The sequence below is a fragment of the uncultured Jatrophihabitans sp. genome (genome assembly GCF_964244045.1).
GTDB lineage: Bacteria > Actinomycetota > Actinomycetes > Mycobacteriales > Jatrophihabitantaceae > Jatrophihabitans.
On sequence record NZ_CAXTHK010000033.1, the window covers coordinates 21,731 to 39,102 of the forward strand.

11 protein-coding genes are annotated in these 17,372 nt (G+C 64.9%); 5 read left to right on the forward strand and 6 right to left on the reverse strand.

Going from position 1 to position 17,372, the window contains the following annotated elements; genetic code table 11:
• Positions 1–22 precede the first annotated feature (22 nt).
• Positions 23–244: an antitoxin gene (locus ACFFC4_RS18765; protein ID WP_375503691.1), complete on the reverse strand. Its 222-nt coding sequence runs from the start codon at positions 242–244 to the stop codon at positions 23–25.
• A gap of 719 nt (positions 245–963) precedes the next feature.
• Between ACFFC4_RS18765 and mobF the strand changes: the two genes are divergently transcribed.
• Genes mobF through ACFFC4_RS18780 form a run of 3 tightly spaced genes read left to right on the forward strand, consistent with a single transcriptional unit; the run spans position 964 to position 6,022 of the window.
• Complete coding sequence (gene mobF / locus ACFFC4_RS18770) at positions 964–4,500, forward strand: MobF family relaxase (protein ID WP_375503693.1); 3,537 nt, start codon at positions 964–966, stop codon at positions 4,498–4,500.
• The gene (locus ACFFC4_RS18775; RefSeq protein ID WP_375503695.1) at positions 4,497–4,817 is read left to right on the forward strand and encodes a helix-turn-helix domain-containing protein; all 321 of its coding nucleotides are present in this window, start codon (positions 4,497–4,499) and stop codon (positions 4,815–4,817) included. Before mobF ends, ACFFC4_RS18775 begins: the two co-directional genes overlap by 4 nt.
• 59 nt (positions 4,818–4,876) lie before the next feature.
• On the forward strand, positions 4,877–6,022 hold the full coding sequence (locus ACFFC4_RS18780) for a tyrosine-type recombinase/integrase (protein ID WP_375503697.1): 1,146 nt from the start codon (positions 4,877–4,879) through the stop codon (positions 6,020–6,022).
• Positions 6,023–6,144: 122 nt separating this feature from the next.
• Here ACFFC4_RS18780 and ACFFC4_RS18785 read toward each other — a convergent pair whose 3' ends face one another.
• Positions 6,145–8,670, reverse strand: coding sequence for a DUF726 domain-containing protein (locus tag ACFFC4_RS18785; RefSeq protein ID WP_375503699.1), 2,526 nt, complete (start codon positions 8,668–8,670; stop codon positions 6,145–6,147).
• Between the two features lie 268 nt (positions 8,671–8,938).
• On the opposite strand from ACFFC4_RS18785, the gene ACFFC4_RS18790 reads away from it, so the two are divergent.
• Positions 8,939–9,700 (forward strand): hypothetical protein, encoded by a 762-nt coding sequence (locus tag ACFFC4_RS18790; protein ID WP_375503701.1) that lies wholly within the window; start codon positions 8,939–8,941, stop codon positions 9,698–9,700.
• Between the two features lie 123 nt (positions 9,701–9,823).
• Here ACFFC4_RS18790 and ACFFC4_RS18795 read toward each other — a convergent pair whose 3' ends face one another.
• Positions 9,824–11,887 (reverse strand): TerD family protein, encoded by a 2,064-nt coding sequence (locus tag ACFFC4_RS18795; RefSeq protein WP_375503703.1) that lies wholly within the window; start codon positions 11,885–11,887, stop codon positions 9,824–9,826.
• 284 nt (positions 11,888–12,171) lie between these two features.
• Between ACFFC4_RS18795 and ACFFC4_RS18800 the strand changes: the two genes are divergently transcribed.
• The gene (locus tag ACFFC4_RS18800; protein WP_375503705.1) at positions 12,172–13,089 is read left to right on the forward strand and encodes an exonuclease domain-containing protein; all 918 of its coding nucleotides are present in this window, start codon (positions 12,172–12,174) and stop codon (positions 13,087–13,089) included.
• A 370-nt stretch (positions 13,090–13,459) separates the two neighbouring features.
• Here the strand turns inward: ACFFC4_RS18800 and ACFFC4_RS18805 are convergent, their stop codons facing one another.
• The 3 genes from ACFFC4_RS18805 to ACFFC4_RS18815 all read right to left on the reverse strand — a co-directional run bounded on the left by ACFFC4_RS18805 (position 13,460) and on the right by ACFFC4_RS18815 (position 17,203).
• Positions 13,460–13,798: a hypothetical protein gene (locus tag ACFFC4_RS18805; RefSeq protein WP_375503707.1), complete on the reverse strand. Its 339-nt coding sequence runs from the start codon at positions 13,796–13,798 to the stop codon at positions 13,460–13,462.
• Between the two features lie 237 nt (positions 13,799–14,035).
• Positions 14,036–15,538 carry an RNA-directed DNA polymerase gene (locus ACFFC4_RS18810; protein WP_375503709.1) on the reverse strand — a complete coding sequence of 501 codons (1,503 nt, stop codon included), beginning with the start codon at positions 15,536–15,538 and terminating at the stop codon, positions 14,036–14,038.
• Between the two features lie 474 nt (positions 15,539–16,012).
• Entirely contained in the window at positions 16,013–17,203 is a 1,191-nt protein-coding gene (locus tag ACFFC4_RS18815; RefSeq protein WP_375503711.1) for a Fic family protein, read from the reverse strand.
• Positions 17,204–17,372 lie beyond the last annotated feature (169 nt).

The following is a 17,372-nucleotide window of genomic DNA, read 5'->3' on the forward strand; positions in this document are numbered from 1 at the left end:
CGAGTTGCAGATCCGCAGCCGCTCAATCCCAGGCAGCGCTGACCACGTCTGGGTCCGCGAGGTCGGCGAAGGTCGTCGCGAATCGACGGAGATCCTCGCCGGTCACTCGACGGTCTGCCCGCTCAGCGTCCTGGACCAGTAACCGACGCAGGTATTCGGTCCGCGACACACCGAGCCGACGAGCATTGGCAGTAAGCGCGGCCAACACGGCGTCCGGGACGTCGCGGATCAGAACGTCTTTCATGCGTCACCTCAGCGGCAATCGTATGAGGCAGCCGGCCAAATGATCCGGCACAACGGGCTCGACGTGCGACCCGACCACGTGTGAGGTCCGATTGCGGGCAGGTATGAGGTCGCCTCGAATGGTCGTCGAGCAGGTCTGCCGGCGAAGTCTGCAAGATCATTCATCCGCGCCCCCAGCTGCAGGTGACGCCCAATTCTTGTTGGGGCCCGGCAACGTGAGGTCTTGACGGGACGTGTGAGGTCCTGCCGACCTCACACTGATCGCTACACGTCTGCAGACGCTGCTCGGCATGGGCTTCGCAAGCAAGCTGAATGTTCAGCGCCTCGGCCGCCCGTGGACTGCGCCCAGGTCGTGTCACCTGTGATCATCGGCCGTGTCACCTCCAGTGGCTCGTCGTGTCACCCTGCTTGGACGCGTGTCACCCGTCTCGCTGCCAAGTCCGTCAGGACCTGCTTCAAGATCATCCTCACAGGTGCTCGGGAGGCAGGTGACGCCCGGGATTGCTGGGGTGACACGACCCGGACGTGCTTCTCAGCGTTCCTTGGGGTGACGGATAGTTGTACACGTCTGCGGATCGTCGTCCCCATGTCGAACGAGATCCCCAAAACTTTTTCGCGACCGGAGGTCCGGTCCGGGTCGAAAAAAGCGCCCTACCCGGGTGCGAGGACATCTCACTCCCGGAGGCAGGCCATGACGACGACCCGATCGGACGCGGCGCGATGATGACGCTGCACAAGCCGAGCGCCGGTGACCGGGTGCACGAGGCGCAGATGGTGGCGCTGTTCGGCCAGGGGCGGCACCCGAACGCCGACGCGATCGAGCAGGCGGCACTCGTCGACGGCGCCCAATCTCCGTCGACGGGGCTCGGCCGACCGTTCGCGGTCCGGTCCGCGAGCAGCGAGTTCCGCCACGAGCTGGCCCGCCACCTCGTCCAGTACAACCGCAACCACGGTGAACGTCCCGGCGCGGCGATCGCCGACGACGTCCGGGCCGAGCTGCGGACCGAGCTGGGTCGCGAATGGTTCGCCCGTGATCACGGCCGCGAGCCGGCCGATGCGCGGGAGCTCACCGACTACGTCATCGGCGCCTCGCGACCCGGTGCGCAGCCGGTCGCCGGTTACGACCTGACGTTCTCGCCGGTCAAGAGCGTGTCGACCTTGTGGGCGCTTGCCGATCCCGCGCTGGCGCGCGAGGTGGCGGCCGCACACGACGCGGCCGTCCGCGACGTCATTGATTGGCTCGAGCGCGAGGCGGTCTACACACGAGTCGGCGCCAACGGCGTGCAGCAGGTCGACGCGCGGGGCCTGCTCGCCGTCGCGTTCACACACCGCGACTCCCGCGCCGGCGACCCCGACCTACACACGCACGTCGCGAGCTCCAACAAGGTGCAGACGACCGGCGGTCGGTGGCTCGCGCTCGACGGTCGGCCGCTGCACCGGGCAGCTGTGGCCGCGTCCGAGCGATACAACACCCGGCTCGAAGCCATGCTGACCGCTCGGCTCGGTCTGCGGTTCGCCGACCGACCGGACGAGAGCGGCAAGCGTCCGGTGCGCGAGATCGTCGGCGTCGACCCGGCGCTCGCGCAGTTCTGGTCGAAACGCCGCGCCGACATCACCGCACGGCAGCAGGTGCTCGCGGCGGAGTTCAGCCGCACCCACGGTCGCGCGCCGGACTTCGCCGAACAGACCGCGTTGTTCGGACGCGCGAACACCGACACCCGGCAGGGCAAGCACGCACCACGTTCTGAGGCCGAACAGCGCACGGCGTGGCGGGACGAGGCGTCAGCCGTGCTCGGCGGCGATGAGTCAGTAGCGGCCATGCTCGCTGCCGTCGGAACCCAGGTGGCGCCGGCGCCGATCGAGGCTCAGGCGACCATCGACGACCGGTGGGTCGCGTGGACCGCTGCGGACGTCGTCCGGTCGGTCGCGGACAGCTCGAGCACCTGGCGGGCCGGGGTGGTCCGGGCTGAGGTCGAGCGTCGAGTCCGGTACGCGAACGTCCCGCTCGCTCACCTCGACGTCGTGGTCGAGGCGACCCTGGTCCGAGCCTTGTCGTCCGAGCTGTCTGTACGTCTCGGCGACCCGGATGAGCTGATCGAGCCGGGCACGCTGCGCCGGCGCGACGGGTCGAGCGTGTTCGCCGTCGCCGGGGCGCAGCTCTTCACCTCGACGGCCGTGCTCGCCGCGGAGGAACGCATCCTTCTCGCCGCCTCCCTGCTCGATGGCCGGTCGCTGGATGGGACGACGGTCGACGTGGCCCTGCTCGAGGCAGCCGCGAACGGCACGCGGCTCAACGAAGGGCAGGCCGCGCTGGTCCGTGATCTTGCGATGTCGGGCCGGCGGGTCCAGCTCGCCATCGCACCGGCCGGGTCGGGAAAGACGACCGCGCTCGGTGTGCTCGCGGCTGCGTGGACGGACGATGGAGGCACAGTGGTCGGGCTCGCTCCGACGGGCAGCGCCGCGGACAAGCTGCGCCGCGCGATCGGTAGGCCGACGGACACGATCGACAAGCTCCTCCACTCTCTCGACCACAACGCTCGTCCCGGGTGGGTCGACGCGATCGACGAGCGGACGCTGCTGATCGTCGACGAGGCCGGCGCCGCTGGCACGCCAGGACTGGATCGCGTCATCGCCTTCGCGCTCGAGCGCGGTGCGAGCGTCCGGCTCGTCGGTGACACCAAGCAGTTGGCGCACGTCGCGTCCGGCGGGGTGCTGCGGGACATTGCCGAGACGGCCGGTGCGGCCAGCCTCGAGACGTTGGTGCGCTTCGTCGACCCGCTCGAAGGACGTGCGTCACTGGCCCTCCGCGTCGGAAATTCAGTCGCGCTCGGCTACTACCTCGACCACGACCGCGTGCACGCCGGCGATCACGCCTCGACGGTCGAGCAGGCCTACGCAGCATGGCGGGTCGATCGAGAGACCGGACGGGACTCGATCCTGCTCGCGCGTACCAACCGGATCGTCCGCGAGCTGAACATCCGCGCCCAGGCCGACCGGATCGACGTGCGAGGCGCGCCGGCCGAACAGGCACGGCTGCACGACGGCACTGCCGCGAGCGCAGGCGACACGATCGTCACTCGCCATAACGACCGGCGACTGCCGATCACCGCGAGCGACTGGGTGAAGAACGGCGACCGGTGGCAAGTCGACGCCGTACGAGAAGATTGCGGCCTGCGGGTCACGCACGCCGACACCCGACGCTCGATCACCCTGCCGGCCGGCTACGTGCACCGCTACGTCGAGCTCGGTTACGCGACGACGATCCACCTCGCGCAGGGCAGCACCGCCGACACTTGCCACACCGTGCTCACCGGCGACGAGGATCGCGAGTCGCTGTACGTGGCGATGTCGCGCGGTCGGCTAGGCAACCACGTCTATCTCGATGTGAGCTCGGCGACCGATGGTCATGCGGCCATCACACCGGAGGCCCTTCACCCGTCGACGAGCATCGAGCTGCTCGAGCGGATCCTGGCCCGAGAAAGCGCCAAGCGCTCGGCGACGACGCAGCGCCGCCTCGACGAGGACCCCTCGGCCCGGCTGCGGACGGCCTGCGCGCGATACCGATCAACGGTCGAGTCGGTGCCCGTGCACTCGGAAGTTGGCGCCGCGCCGCTGCCGTGGCTGCCAGCACTGCCGATGACCGGAGATCCCATCTGGGACGAGTATCTGTCGCTCCGCTTCACGCAGGTCCTCGAGCGTGCCGACGCTCTTGCCGACACGCTGCCGGACACGCGGTGGGCGTCGGCGCTGCAGCAAAAGGAACCGACACTTGCCGGGCAGGTCACTGTCTGGCGAGTGGCGCACAACGTCGATGTCTCGGACTTCCGTCCGTGCGGACCACTCGACCACGATGACGCGGTTCATCAGCGTCAGCTCGAGGCGCAGGTCGAGGCTGCCGTCGGCGACCTCCTCGGCGAAACGGATCGCTGGCGGCCGCTGATCGATCGAGTCGCGCCTGGTCTCGCGGACGACCCGCACTGGCCGGTCCTGGCGCGGGCGTTCACGCGCGCCGAGGCAGCCGGTTTCGACGTCGAGACCCGGCTACCCGAGTTGATCGCCGAACGGCCGTTGCCGGAGACGTACGCCGGGCGGTCGCTGGACTACCGACTCGCCAACGCCTGCCCAGAGGCGTTGGAGCTGACGCGTCGGACGCCTCATGAGCGAGCCGCCGTGACACCGACTCCCCCGGCTCCCCCACCGAACTACGCAAACGCGTTTGGCAACCCATCCATCTCACGAGGAGGACCGCACCGATGAACCACGACAGCGACTACACCGACGAGCAGATGCTGCTCACCATCGTTCAGGCAGCCAGAATGCTCGGCATTGGACGCACGACCGTCTACCAGCTGATCAAGGACGGCGAGCTGCATCCCGTGCACGTCGCACGTGCGTGTCGCCTCTCGTGGGCCGAGCTCGAGCGCTACGTGACCCGCCTCGACGCTGCGAAACAGCCCGATCTGCCGCCGGCCACCTCGAAGGCGACAAGACGGTGGCGCCGCGTGACCGATGCCAGCGGGCGCGCTCTGTTCGCCGTCGACATCTCAGAGTCTGACGGAGATTCCGCGGCGTAACGGCATTGCTCCTGTCAGAGGTAGGGCGGAGCATCAACAGGCAGCGAAGGGAGAGCACCATGGCCGGACGAGGCGCCAACGGGCGTTCCACGATCGTCAAGAATGCCGACGGTCGATGGCACGGCTTCGTGTCGATGGGCTCTAAGGGCGACGGCCGCCGCGACCGACGCCACGTGTCCGCAGCGACGCGAGCCGCCGTGGTCGCCAAGGTCAAGGAGCTCGAGATCAAACGCGACGCCGGCGTCGCAGCCGCATCCGGACGGTCGATGCTTGTTGAGGACTGGCTGACGTACTGGGCCGACAACATTGCCGCGATCCGGGTGCGGGAGCGCACGCTCGACACCTATCGCGCCCTCATCCGGATGCACGTGGTGCCCTACATCGGCAAGCGACGGCTCGACCAGCTGCAACCCGAGGACCTCGAGCAGACGTACAAGCAGCTTCTGGCGAAGGGCCTCTCCCCCGCCTCCGTTCTGCGGGTGCATCGGATGTTGCACCGAGCCCTGAAGATCGCGATGCAACGCGAGCGGGTTGCCCGCAACGTGGCGACTCTGGTCGAACCGCCGCGACAGGAGCGGGCGAAAACGCCCGAGCCGCTGGACGTCGAGGAGTGCAAGCGCGTGCTCGCCGCGGCCGAAGGTCAGCGCAACGCGGCCCGTTGGACAGTCGCACTGGCCCTCGGACTCCGGCAGTCCGAGGCGCTGGGTTTGCAGTGGAAGGACATCGACCTCGACGGTGCACGGCTATCGGTGCGTCGCGGTCTCCACCGCGTCCCCGGCCAGGGACTCGTCTTCACCGAACCCAAGACCGATCGCAGTCGCCGCACCATCGCTGTGCCGGCGCCGCTGATCGAGGCGCTGCGCAGGCACCGCGTGGCCCAAGCCACGGAACGACTGGTCGCCGGCACGGACTGGGAGGACTGGGACATCGTCTTCGCCCAGCCCAACGGCCGGCCGCTGGACAAGCACTCGGACTATGAGGCCTGGGTGAAGCTCCTCCAGCGTGCCGGCGTTCGGCACATTCGCCTGCGCGACGGCCGCCACACGGCAGCGACTCTTCTGCTGACCGCCGGCGTTCACCCGCGCGTGGTCATGGAGCTGCTCGGCCACAGCCAAATGCGCACTACCACCGACATCTACAGCCACGTGATGCCTGCACTCGCCCAGGAAGCCGCCGATCGAATGGCCAAGACGCTCTGGACCTGAGCGCAATACCCCTCGATATAGCCGGCGAATAATAGCGTGCGCTCGCCCCTACGCGAATGGAACGAGGTCGATCGTCGCGTGCTTGATTCTGTCCAAGTGACAATGGCCGCTGATTTCACGGGTCAGAGCAGTCGGACATCGTCCTGGTAGTCAAAATGCGACTTGACGGATTCTGAGACATCGACATTGACGAGTTTTTTCGCAGCAGGCTTGAAGCCGACGCGCCCAGCTGCAGACTGTCCACCCTGAATGGACTGGTAGACAAATTTCAGGACGCCGTCGTTCGCCGAGTAGTAGCAGTAGACAGCTTCATCTACAGCGGCGGTCAACGCGTCCCAGTTGCTCTGCCTGCTCTGCGCCCTTATGGCGGCGCCGAGAAGATGAGCGGATTGAATCCGGGGGCCACCCGGCTTAGTACCGAGAGCCTCCGCAGCGACAACCATGACCCGAGCGCCAAGACTGTGCCCGACCAGGGCATACGACTCCGTGTCCGTCCTCGCGATAAGGTCGCCCAGGATGACGCCCGTCTTGTCCGCCCGGTTCCTCGCGACGTGCCACGGGTTCTTGGCGAGATCACCAGCCATCATCGGGGTCGCGACGGCACGACCGAAGAACTTGGCGCCGGCCTTGGTTGCCGTCGCGGCGGCAACCCTGATGGCGCCGACACCTGCGGCTGTCCGAACCATGCTCCCCCAGTCCTTGAGTTCCTTGGAACCCCACCGCACCCGGTACACCGGTGAATTGGGGTACTTCGTGTCCACGATGGCTCGCCAGCCGCCCCACCGCTCGTTGTCTCCCTCGGTGTGGAACCCGTTCGCGACAATGACGGGAACACCGCCCTTGCCGGGACGGAGAAGTTCGATCCGGAACGACTTGTCCTCGCGGAGGTAGGCATTCGAGATGGAGGCGCCCAGCGTTCCTCCGACCGCGGCACCGACGGCGGTGACGACGGTCGTACCTCCGGCCATTCCCAGACCGCCGGCTGCGACAGTGGTGCCTCCGCCGAGAAGAACGAGGCCGTGTGAAGTGGCTGCCGCCCCGGATAGACCGCCGAATATCCCCATGGAACCGATCGCGCCGCCGATCGCCGGCGCAGCGAGAAGAGCCAACGGAGCCGCTGCAGTTAAGCCGACGATACCTACTCCGGCAAGCTTCGTCGCCTTGCTGAGGTCTGGCTTCTCATACTTCAGGAACGCTTCATAGTCGTGCAACTCGCCAATGCGATGGTGGGCCTTTTCGAAACCGGTGATGTCGTGGCGATGCTCGGCGCAGTACTGCGGGACCCGAAGCGCTCCGCGCTCACGCACGGCCATGTTATCGCAGCGAGGCGCCACGCACGGCAAGGTTGGCGATCCGCAACCCTGGCACACGTAGACGGGGAGCTGCCCTGCCGGCCGGTTGGACTTGCGGTGCTCCGTCTTGAAGTAACACGACGAGCACCAGCCGAATTCGGGCTCGTGCGGTGAGACGTCGTCGGCGACGTCGGCAATCCACTGTGCGACTTTCGCAAAGGTTTCCGCGCGCTTCGTCGCAGCCTTTTTCCGCTCAGCGGCGACCTTGAGCGCCGCCCTCTGCTCCTCCGGGTCCACCAATCCGAGAGCATCGTCGAGTGAGGCTATGTTCCCCTCGTACCACGTCTTGGCGAACGCCCACAGGTTGCTGACGAGCGCAGGGTTGCTCCCGAGAACGCCGCTGCTCTCGACCGTAGGTTCGAGGTCGGTGATGCCTCCGACCAATACGAGCGTCGCCCCTTGGTCCGACTCCACCTCAACCTTCAGTCGCGTCCCATCGACGACGTGAGCATGGATTTGGCGCGTGCCGGGAGCTCGGCGCACCGATACGGCCTTACCTCGAGACGGCACCACCAGTGGCCGCGTGTCGACGAGGCCCCGCCGATCTGATGCCGGCGGGGCGTTCTTGGTCGCGGCCGACATCGGACTCCCGCCAGGGGACGGGTCCGCGTGCCCTTCTGATAGGTCGGCGTCGAGCGATGTGGCGGGCGGTCCGTCGGCGATGTCGACGCCGTGTTCGGTGACAAGACTGGCGAGACCGCCGTCGTAGCCCTGTCCGATGGCGCGGAGCTTCCATTCGTCGTTTCGTCGGTAGAACTCGCCAAACAGCAGGGCGGTCTCCGTTGTGACGTCATTGATCTCCAACAGAACGAGATCCTCGGCATCGGACGTGCGTTGTACGCGCATGGCAATGCGTGCGGCGTCGCCGAACGTCGTTCCAGCGGAGGGATCGAGGCTGGCCGCAACGACGATGCACTCGACCCCGTCCGGCACTGCATCGAGTTCGACTGTGATGGTGTCCGAGACCGTCACGTCTCCGGCGCCGTCTTCGCCGTCCGCTTCAGCGCGGATCTTGGCCCCCAGGCTGATGGAGCCACCGAGGCCGATGGGCTGGTTGTAGAAGATGAAGTCGTCGCTTGACCGGACACTCCGATCCGGACCCAGCAGCAGGACGCTGACGTCGCCATCGACAACGCGCCCGCCCGTCGCTTGCGTATCTAGGACAACGGTAACGCCACCGACGGTGGCGTCGAGATCGCGCAAGGCGATGTTGGCACCCTTGGCAAGGTGTCGCGGGGTGAAGGGCGGCGTCTCGGTCACGCGCACAAGCATCCAGGTCGACAGTTTGCTGATCAAGGAAGGCACCCATTGGCCCTGATCCGCAAGATCGCTGCAACGAGTGCGCGGTCATCGTCATTGACACGCATGCCGAACATCTCGTATGCCTGCCCGGGCGACCACTGTGCCGCAGCGACGTGGGTGCCAAACGCCCGAACCGTCGCTCTGTTCAACACCTCGGCCGGAGACACCGCACGACCTACGTGGACGGCTATGACGCGGGCCGTACGAACGATCCGGCCGGGTCCGGAGCGCAAAACTCCGAGGTAGGGCGCATCATCGATCGGTGCCCGACGCCGAAGCGACCCCGCTAACCAGCTCAGTGATCGGCCGCCTACTCGACGAGCTGTCCTGGGTCGGCAAGTCGATCCGCGACTACCGTCGCGGCGGCATCGGTTACGAGAACGTGCTCGTCGCCGAAACCTTGCTTGCGCTCGATTTCCTACCGCGATCTCGATTTCTCGGCACGGTGCTCAGAGCCGCCCATGGAGCCGATGCCGCCCGAGCAAGCGCTGTCGATGATATAGAAGCATCCGACCTGGTCGTCTTGCCTCCGGAAGTCAAGCTCCGCCCCAGTGCCGAGAGCTACCAGCAACAGCTAGTGGTTCAGCCCGACGCATCACTCGTCGGCCCACACACGCACACCCTCATCGAAGCAAAGCGTCTACGGCAAGGATCATTTCAACAGGAACAACTTGCCCGAGAGTTTGTAGCCGTCACACGCGAGGCAGGCTCTCGCATTCCGCTGCTGCTCCTGATCATCCCGACACCACCACCTGTGCCGATCAAAAAGCTCGGGCGCATGAGCCCCGAACAGGCAATCGCCTCCTCGCTTGTCGGAGTCGTCGACCAGACCGAACACCACCCCTCAACCCTTGAAGACCTAGCGGCCCGGATCGCTGAGGTCGTCGCTTGGATTACGTGGGACGAGCTCGGCTCGGGTGTTGAACGAGCACGCTCCGAGTTCGAGACCGCTGATTCATCTATCGCTGGCACTGTGAACCGGCTCTGCGACCTCATCGCCGACTCACTACACCGGCACCGCTAGATCACACTCGACCGGACGCGGGTCGAGATATCCGTCGATATGCGCAGACGCCACCTGCGATGCGGACGCGCATATGGATCACTTAGCTGTCGAGGCTGCACTCCGGCCGGCCTAGTCGGCGGTTCAAGCCCTCGGCGGCGGTGTCCAGGAGCGTAGGTGCTGAACCACATCGGCATAGAAGGTCGTGCTGACGGCCTTTATCGAATGGATGAGTGTGCCGGTGCCGGAGGCGCGCTTGGTGCCCATCGGCAGGTCAAGACTGAGCCGAAAGGCGCGAATATCGCTCTGGTCGGCGGGTAGCAATTTTGCCGGGTCGCTGCGCAACTTGCCGAGCAGCTCTACGGTCGAGTCGCCGCGTCGTCCCCCGAGAAGCGCCTCGACCCGGATCATGTCGTGAGCCGCGTCCGGAAGCTGGCGAAGCAGCCACGACACTCGGGTTGCGGGTCGAGTGTCACCGCGAGGTGCTTGGACGGTGATGGACGCGCCCACCCGGTCAGCCCGCAGGTCAGCGTTGAGGATGATGAGGTCGACCGCGCCCGGCACGCGCAAGCAGCCGAACAGTAGGCCGGAATCTGCGAGTTGCTGGCAGCGACTAGCGTTGTCCGGTGCGTTCCGGGGTGCGACCGGCTGCACGCTGACCCCAAGCATGCTGGACAATTGTAGACCCACGTGTTGGATCAGTTGATCGAAACGGGCACTCACGTCCGCCGTCGGTTTGTCGGTGCTCCGTGCGGTCTTAGCTTTGACGCCGTCGCGGACCTTCACCCAGTTCTGGCCCATGTCAGTCAACCCGGCCATGCCCGATCCGGGGTGGTTCATATAACGGATGAACTCTTCCAGAACATGCTGCTGGGTCGCGTCGGGGACGCCCCGGTGACGAGCCAGCAGAAGTGCCTCAGTGCGGATCTGGTCCCACGACACGTGAACGAGGGCAAGATTGCGGAGCTTGCGGCGGTCGATGCTAACGGGGTGATCGACATCAGCGCCAGTGAGTTCGTTGCTGATGGTGATGACGGCGTCGAAGGACCGGGCGCGTGCGATGTCGACGTAGTGGTCGATCTGCTCGGTCTTGAGCCGCCCGTCCGCTGTCTTAACCTCAACCAGCGCGGTCCACTCCTTCGCGCCACGCGTGATGCGCACCAGGCCGTCAGGTCGGTAAGCCTCTTCATCCTGACCGAAGGGAACCTCCACGTAGGTAGCTATCGCGCCGGCCGGAGCGCCGTACCTGCTGGTCAGCGCGCGACCAAACTCGCGAACGGTGCTCATCACCGCCAGCAGCGCGGAGGTGGCACGGCGTTCTTGCTCCTCGCCTCGTCCAATACCCGCCACAGGAAAGAGCCGTGCCCGCTGCCAATCGTTGCCGTCAGCAGCGGGGATCGTCTCGTCCCAGGCTGCGGGGAACTTGGGTGCACGGCTCGGCCGGCGGACGGACACCGGTCTCGGTATTGCTGGCTGCTCACCGACGTCAGGCAAGGATTCCTCAAGCTCGTCGGGTGGGGCTGACATCGCACCTTCCGACAGGTCCGGGGTTAAGTCGAGCTCTGAAATGGGTGTCGCGGCGCCGTCGATGTCTTGTTCGTCCCCGTTGCCCGCCGAGTCCACCTCAACGCCGTAGTCGGCGACCAAGGCAGCGAAACCTCCGGCGTAACCCTGGCCGACCGCCCTGACCCGCCACTCGCCGTCACGGCGGTAGAACTCACCGACCAGCAGCGCGGTCTCAGCCGTCGCATCAGCGATGTCGAATGTCAGCAGATCGTGCGCGTCAGCAGTCCGCTGGACCCGCATCCCCAGCCCGGCAACGTCACCGAAGGTCGTGCCTGCCGACCCATCCACACTCGCGGACACGACAATCCGCTCGACCGCGTCCGGCACATCGTCTAAATCCAGCGTCACCACATCGATAGACGTCACCGCGCCCTGCTCGACGCTGTCCAGTCGAGCCTTGTCCCGTAGATGAACAGCTCCGCCCAACGCGATGGGCTGGTTGTAGAAGACGAGGTCGTCACCCGACCGCACCCGCCCGTCGGCTCCGAGCAGCAACACACTGACGTCAGCCTCTACCGGGCGTTCTGCCTCGGTGCGCGTCTCCAACACCACCGTGACCGACCCCAGACCTCCTTCCAGTTCCCGCAACGCAACGTTCGCGCCTTTTGGCAGTCGTCGTGGGGCGTCATCCGTGATCGTCACGCACAGAGCATCACACCGCAGACGGAGCACGGGAAGCCGGAAGGCGCGTTCGGCCGGACGCGAGTCGTGCGTGGCGCGTTACTGAAGGCCATTTTTCGGCGGTTGCGGCTGTGCGGATCCAACAGCGTTGCGCGCAGAAATCTGTCGATATTGAGCGCATCACCGCTGACCGGCCAGGGCGCGGATGCATGATTAGGGTCTGCTGCACGAATTAATTGGCACGCTCTGATACCTATCCGTGCAGACGCCAACGCGGCCAGCCCGACGATGAGGGAGGGGGTGAGATGAGTCTGGATTTCACGGCTGTAGATCTCGAGACCGCGAACGGCCACCGTGGTTCACCGTGTTGGATCGGCCTGGTTCGAGTCCGTGACGGGCGCGTTGCGGAACGCCGCGACATGCTGATCCGCCCCCCGGAGGTGTTCGGACACTTCAATCGCGTCAACACAGCCTTACATGGCGTCGACGCGCGTGCCGTCGAGGACAGTCCGGAGTGGACAGAGGTGCTGGCTGCGATGCTGGAGTTCGTAGGCAACGATCTCGTGGTCTTCTTCAATGCCTCGTTCAACCTCGGAGTGATCCGGCAGGCGTGCGTGGCCGAAGAGATCGACTGGCCACGACTCCACTTCTTCTCAGTACAAATGGCTGCCCGGCGGGCCTACCCGCTCCCGTCCTATCGGCTGTCCTTCGTGGCCGACCAGTGCGGGTTCACCTTCGAACAGCACTACAACCCGCTCGAGGACGCCGAGGCGACAGCCCGAATCGCCGTGGCGATGGCCAGCGAGCATCAAGCGCACTCGATCACCGAACTGGCAGAGCGACTCACCGTGCGCATGGGACACATCGAAGTCGGAAGTTACAGCGCCTCCATCGACGCGTTGCGCAAGACCGGGTTAGTACGGCCGGACGTCAATCCTGACGCCGATCCGGATCACCCGCTGTACGGCCAGGTCGTGGTTCTCACCGGGGGGTTAATGTCCATGACCCGGCAAACTGCTTGGGACCAACTGGCGTCAGCTGGGGCCGTCCCGGAGAAGGGTGTCACCAAGCGGACGAACGTGCTGGTGGTCGGCGAGATCGACCCCGCGGTGCTGAGGCCCGGAAGCGACATCACGGCCCGCGCAGCGAAGGCATTCGCGCTCCAAGCCAAGGGTCAAGCCATTGAAGTAATGACTGAAGACGACTTCCTCCGGTCGCTTTAGCTTTAGCCCACGAACGCGGCCAGTCCCTCGTTCCGGACCGTCCAAGAGTTGCTACCGGCCGTCGAGCCGCGCTGCACACGTTCACAGAACGCACTTGTCTAACCCCGATCAACGCAAGATCCGTAGCAATGCCCGGCCGACGTCTCATCTCGTCGGCGCAGATGAAGGGGCGGTGTCGATCTGTCACTACCAGCAGAGTCCTGATCGCCGAACGCGACGACGTCGACGTCACTCGAAGCCGCTGGCCCGTTGCAACGCTGGCTAAATTGCCTCCACGACGGAAACTAAAATTGGAGTCAGAACTACGGATGCGGCCGCGTCAGGCAGTCAGCGACGAGACGAGCCACCAGGGCACGTTGGGATTGACCGATCACGGGATAGGCACCCTGGAGTCCACGTCATAGATGAACTCCGTACAAAGGGCAGCGACCTTATCTACACTTGCGTCGCTAAGGTGCATGTGGCCATTGGAAATAGTGACGTCGATGCCGCTCACCTTAGAAGCTAGTTGGCTGTTGCGACGTAGAAACGCCGTTACTCGCCCAAGCGCATGCGCGATGGAATTTCGAACGTCAATTGCACCCTGCAGTTCCTTCCATTGTGCACACTTTGTGAGGTCGACACCGTGATGCGATTTGTAAGCTTGCTCGCGCCCCCTCCACGTCGTGGTCGTCGACGTTTCAAACGTTTCAAGCAGCTTGGTTGTCATAGGCGAGGGCGGCACTGTACGTATCACCTCTTGCAGCGAAAGCGAGTCCAGGTAAGCCTCAGTGATGGACACAATACGCAATAGTGCACCCTGCTCGGCGATTTGCGATGTTGCAGCTGTGCGCCCCCGGCTTGTTGCTGCGGCTGGTCTTGAACGCAGGTCCGCAACGGTGTGCAATATCGACCTAACGGCCTGCTCGGTAACAGCGTGCCGGGGACTGATGGCGGGCGTCATCGGTCAGCTCTCCAAGAGAATTTTGAAGATGGGGGAGGAGTCTTTAACGGCTTGAAGCTTGGCCGCTGTGACCACTCCTGCGGCGGCGAGCGCCTTGACGCCGAGCACATACCAAGGCGCTAAGGCGTCCGGCTCGCTACGCAGGGCGTTGTCCAGGTCCGCGAACGCAATGCTATTGACCTGTGCAAGCGCGAACGATGACTCGGCGGCGAGCAACCCGCCAGGAACCCGTCCACGCTGGTGCTGCGCCCAACTGACGGCGGCTGGATTGTTCAGCAGACCGAGCTGCCGCGCTGCGTACAGCAGCCAGGTTGCCTGCCACTCGCTGAACGAGCTGCCGTTGTTGCTGGTAAGCGCCGTCCAGATGGTCCTGACGTCGACCGGCTCCAGAGGATAAAGGGCGATCAGGTACTCCACCAGTCGTGGCGTCAGCGCGGGAGCGAACAAAAATAGGTGATTGACTCGCTTAAGACCCTCCGGCCGTTTTAGCCGCGTAAGCGTGCCTATGGCGCGACGAAGAAAGCGCAGGTCTTCAGCGGTCAAATTCTTTAGATCCAGCCGAACTACATCATTGGGCGCTGCGTCGAGGCGGGCCAAGGTCGATATAGCTACCTCGAGGCTATCGTCGTCGTCTAGGTGCGCGTAGTCGACGACAGCGGCTTCGACATCCTGCGGGTCCAAAGCGACAGCGTCAGCGTCCACGTCGACGTCGACGTATCGAACTAGGTAGTTCCTGAAACGAGTGATGTAGCTCTTATGGTCACTCAAGACGAGGCCGATACGCCGTGCCGCTTCCGCGAGTTGTTCCATGGCGTCTTGCGCGCGTTCGTAGCTGGTGACCGTGATCCGAAAGTCATCGTTATAGCGCCAAAGTTCATGTCCGCGCCGAATCACGTCGCGGTCCATTACTCGGAGATACACCTCTGACAACTCGTCCGAGGCATCCAGCAGTTGCGGCAGGCCGTACTTGGCACCTTGTATCTCAACGAGCAGATCGCATAGAAAGTCCGCAGCCTCTACTCGCCCCGTCTGAAGGACCAGCTCATCATGCAGAAGTTCGTGGTCGACATACTGGTAGAAGGCGGTTATATCGGACTCGACGACGTGGCTGATTGCTACCTGTGACATCGTCCATATTGGGCCAACGTCGGCGAGGGCGTGGGCGATCGGGCCGACGACGCAGTCGCGATAGGCCTCCGCTGTGCGGTTCGCCGGCGGTTGTCCATCCAGCACGTAGGCGGCGAGCGCGCGATACGCAATACGTTCAGCGATACCCGCGATGGCGACGGGTCGATTGCCTTGGGACGGTTTACGCGCCGACGAAATTGGAGCGACCGAGTTTGCAGAGCCGGCTTCAAGCCGTGTGCGAACCCAGCCAGCGACAGCCGACGCGTTGTTGGCAACGACGTCAAGCCAGGGCTCAGGCGGGATCAGATTGCGGTGTGTAGCGGCTTCCGCGCTAGAGGCGCCTATTAGGTCGAGCGCGTCCAGCAATGCCATTGGCATGCGCCGCATTCTAACCTCGCTCATACCTCGTTGGTTGATCAACACCCAGACGGCTATGACCATAGCTGCGGGGTGCCGGACTTGTCGCGCGCATGGAACGCCCCGTCAGATGGCGTTTGGCGGGTTGCTTCATTAAGGTGCCAGTGTGGTTGGCCGAACCGATCGTAGTGCTCATGGCCCGCTGACGCCCTGGCCGAGAGACAGCTGATGGCGGCCTCGATGGTTTATGGAATCGGTGACCGCGCAAGGACCAGCCGAGCGCCGGGAGCGCCGCAGCTCAAGCGCGGTTCTGGCGTCGCTTGTCCTCGGGGTACTCAGTTTTGCGACCTTTGGTACTACTGCGGGTCCAGTTGACAGGTGACCTAAGCGTTAGAGCGAAGCCGATCGCGTGTGTGCGTCCCGAGCCACGTAGTCCGTCGCGTATATCAGTAGCCATCCTCACGGTTATACCGCGTCCATTTTCGGCGTTTGGCGCTACCTACGCCGGCCGGCATGAGCGGCGAAGCCGTCTAAAGCTGTGAGCACCTCGCGTGCCTGCCACATGCGGTTGCGCCGCAAGCCGGTGAACTCGGTCAGGACGCCAGCCCCCGCAAGCGGGGCGATGGCGCGCTGAGCGTTCTGCGGCGCGATGCCGAGTTCCGCACCAACGGTGGCGGCGTCGATGACGGGCTGGCGCAGCACTAGGTCCGCGACCCGCCACGCCGACGCGCCCCTACGGGCCTTGATCGTTTCGTTCCAGCCCGCACGGATCTCCCGAAGCGCCGCTACGAGCTGACGTCCGTTCGTCGTCGCCTCGAACGACGCCTCGGCCAGACGCTGAACGATCTTCGAAGGCTCCCCTTCGCGGTACGCCGTGAGTGCGTCGAAGTAGGTGTGCGTGTCGGTGAGCAAGCCGGCCGAAACCGGCACGGTGACGTTCTGCGTCAGACCATGGTCCCGCAGCATCGAATGGATCAGCGCGCGCCCGGTACGACCGTTGCCATTCGGAAAGGGGTGAATGGTCTCGAACTGCGCATGCGCGATCGCGGCCTGGGCCAACAGCGGAATGTCGGTGCGGGTTATGAAGGCGACGAGATCATCGATGAGGGGTTCGACGTTCTCGTGATGCGGGGGGACGAACATCGCCTGATGAGGCCCGAACGAGGTGCCCCCGATCCACACCTGCTCGCCCCGCCATCGGCCGGCGATGTCCGGGTGCAGGTCGCCGAGCAGCGCGGCATGCATCGCCAGGATCGCATCGGCATCGATGTGCTCAGCCAGGTCGAGCGCGGCCCTCATCGCGGCGACGTTGCCGACGATCTCGCTAGCGTTGCGCTTCTCGGTACTACCGAGCTCGGCCAGCGCGATGGCGTTCGCGCCCGACGTCAGATCCTCGATCATCGACGACGAGACCGCCTCCGACCGCAGCAGCACGGAAGCGAACAGCGCCACCTCGGCACCGAGCTCCGCATCGAAGTGTGCGATCTCGACCGAGGCTTGTTCAGCCAGCGCGACGACGTCCGTCGGCAGCTGAGGAGTCCGGTTCGCAATGAGGGGAACGACGGCGGCGCGGTACGAGCCCGAGTGCCTGCGGCGGAGGCTCGCGGCGACCAGCTCTGGTGCGAGCGAGGGCTTCCAGGGGCGCAGTTCCGAGTCCAGCTGCGGCCAGCCGGCATCTGAAACCATGCCTCGAGCATATGCTCAGTTATTGGATAACTGATACTAAGGAGCCGTTTGAAGCTCACTTATTCGGACAGCCGTCGCGAGCGCGGATGCACCAATGGCTACCAAGATGGCTACCACGCGATAATCGTTCGATTACTGAGGTGGCCCTAGGCCAACGATTTTGGGTGGA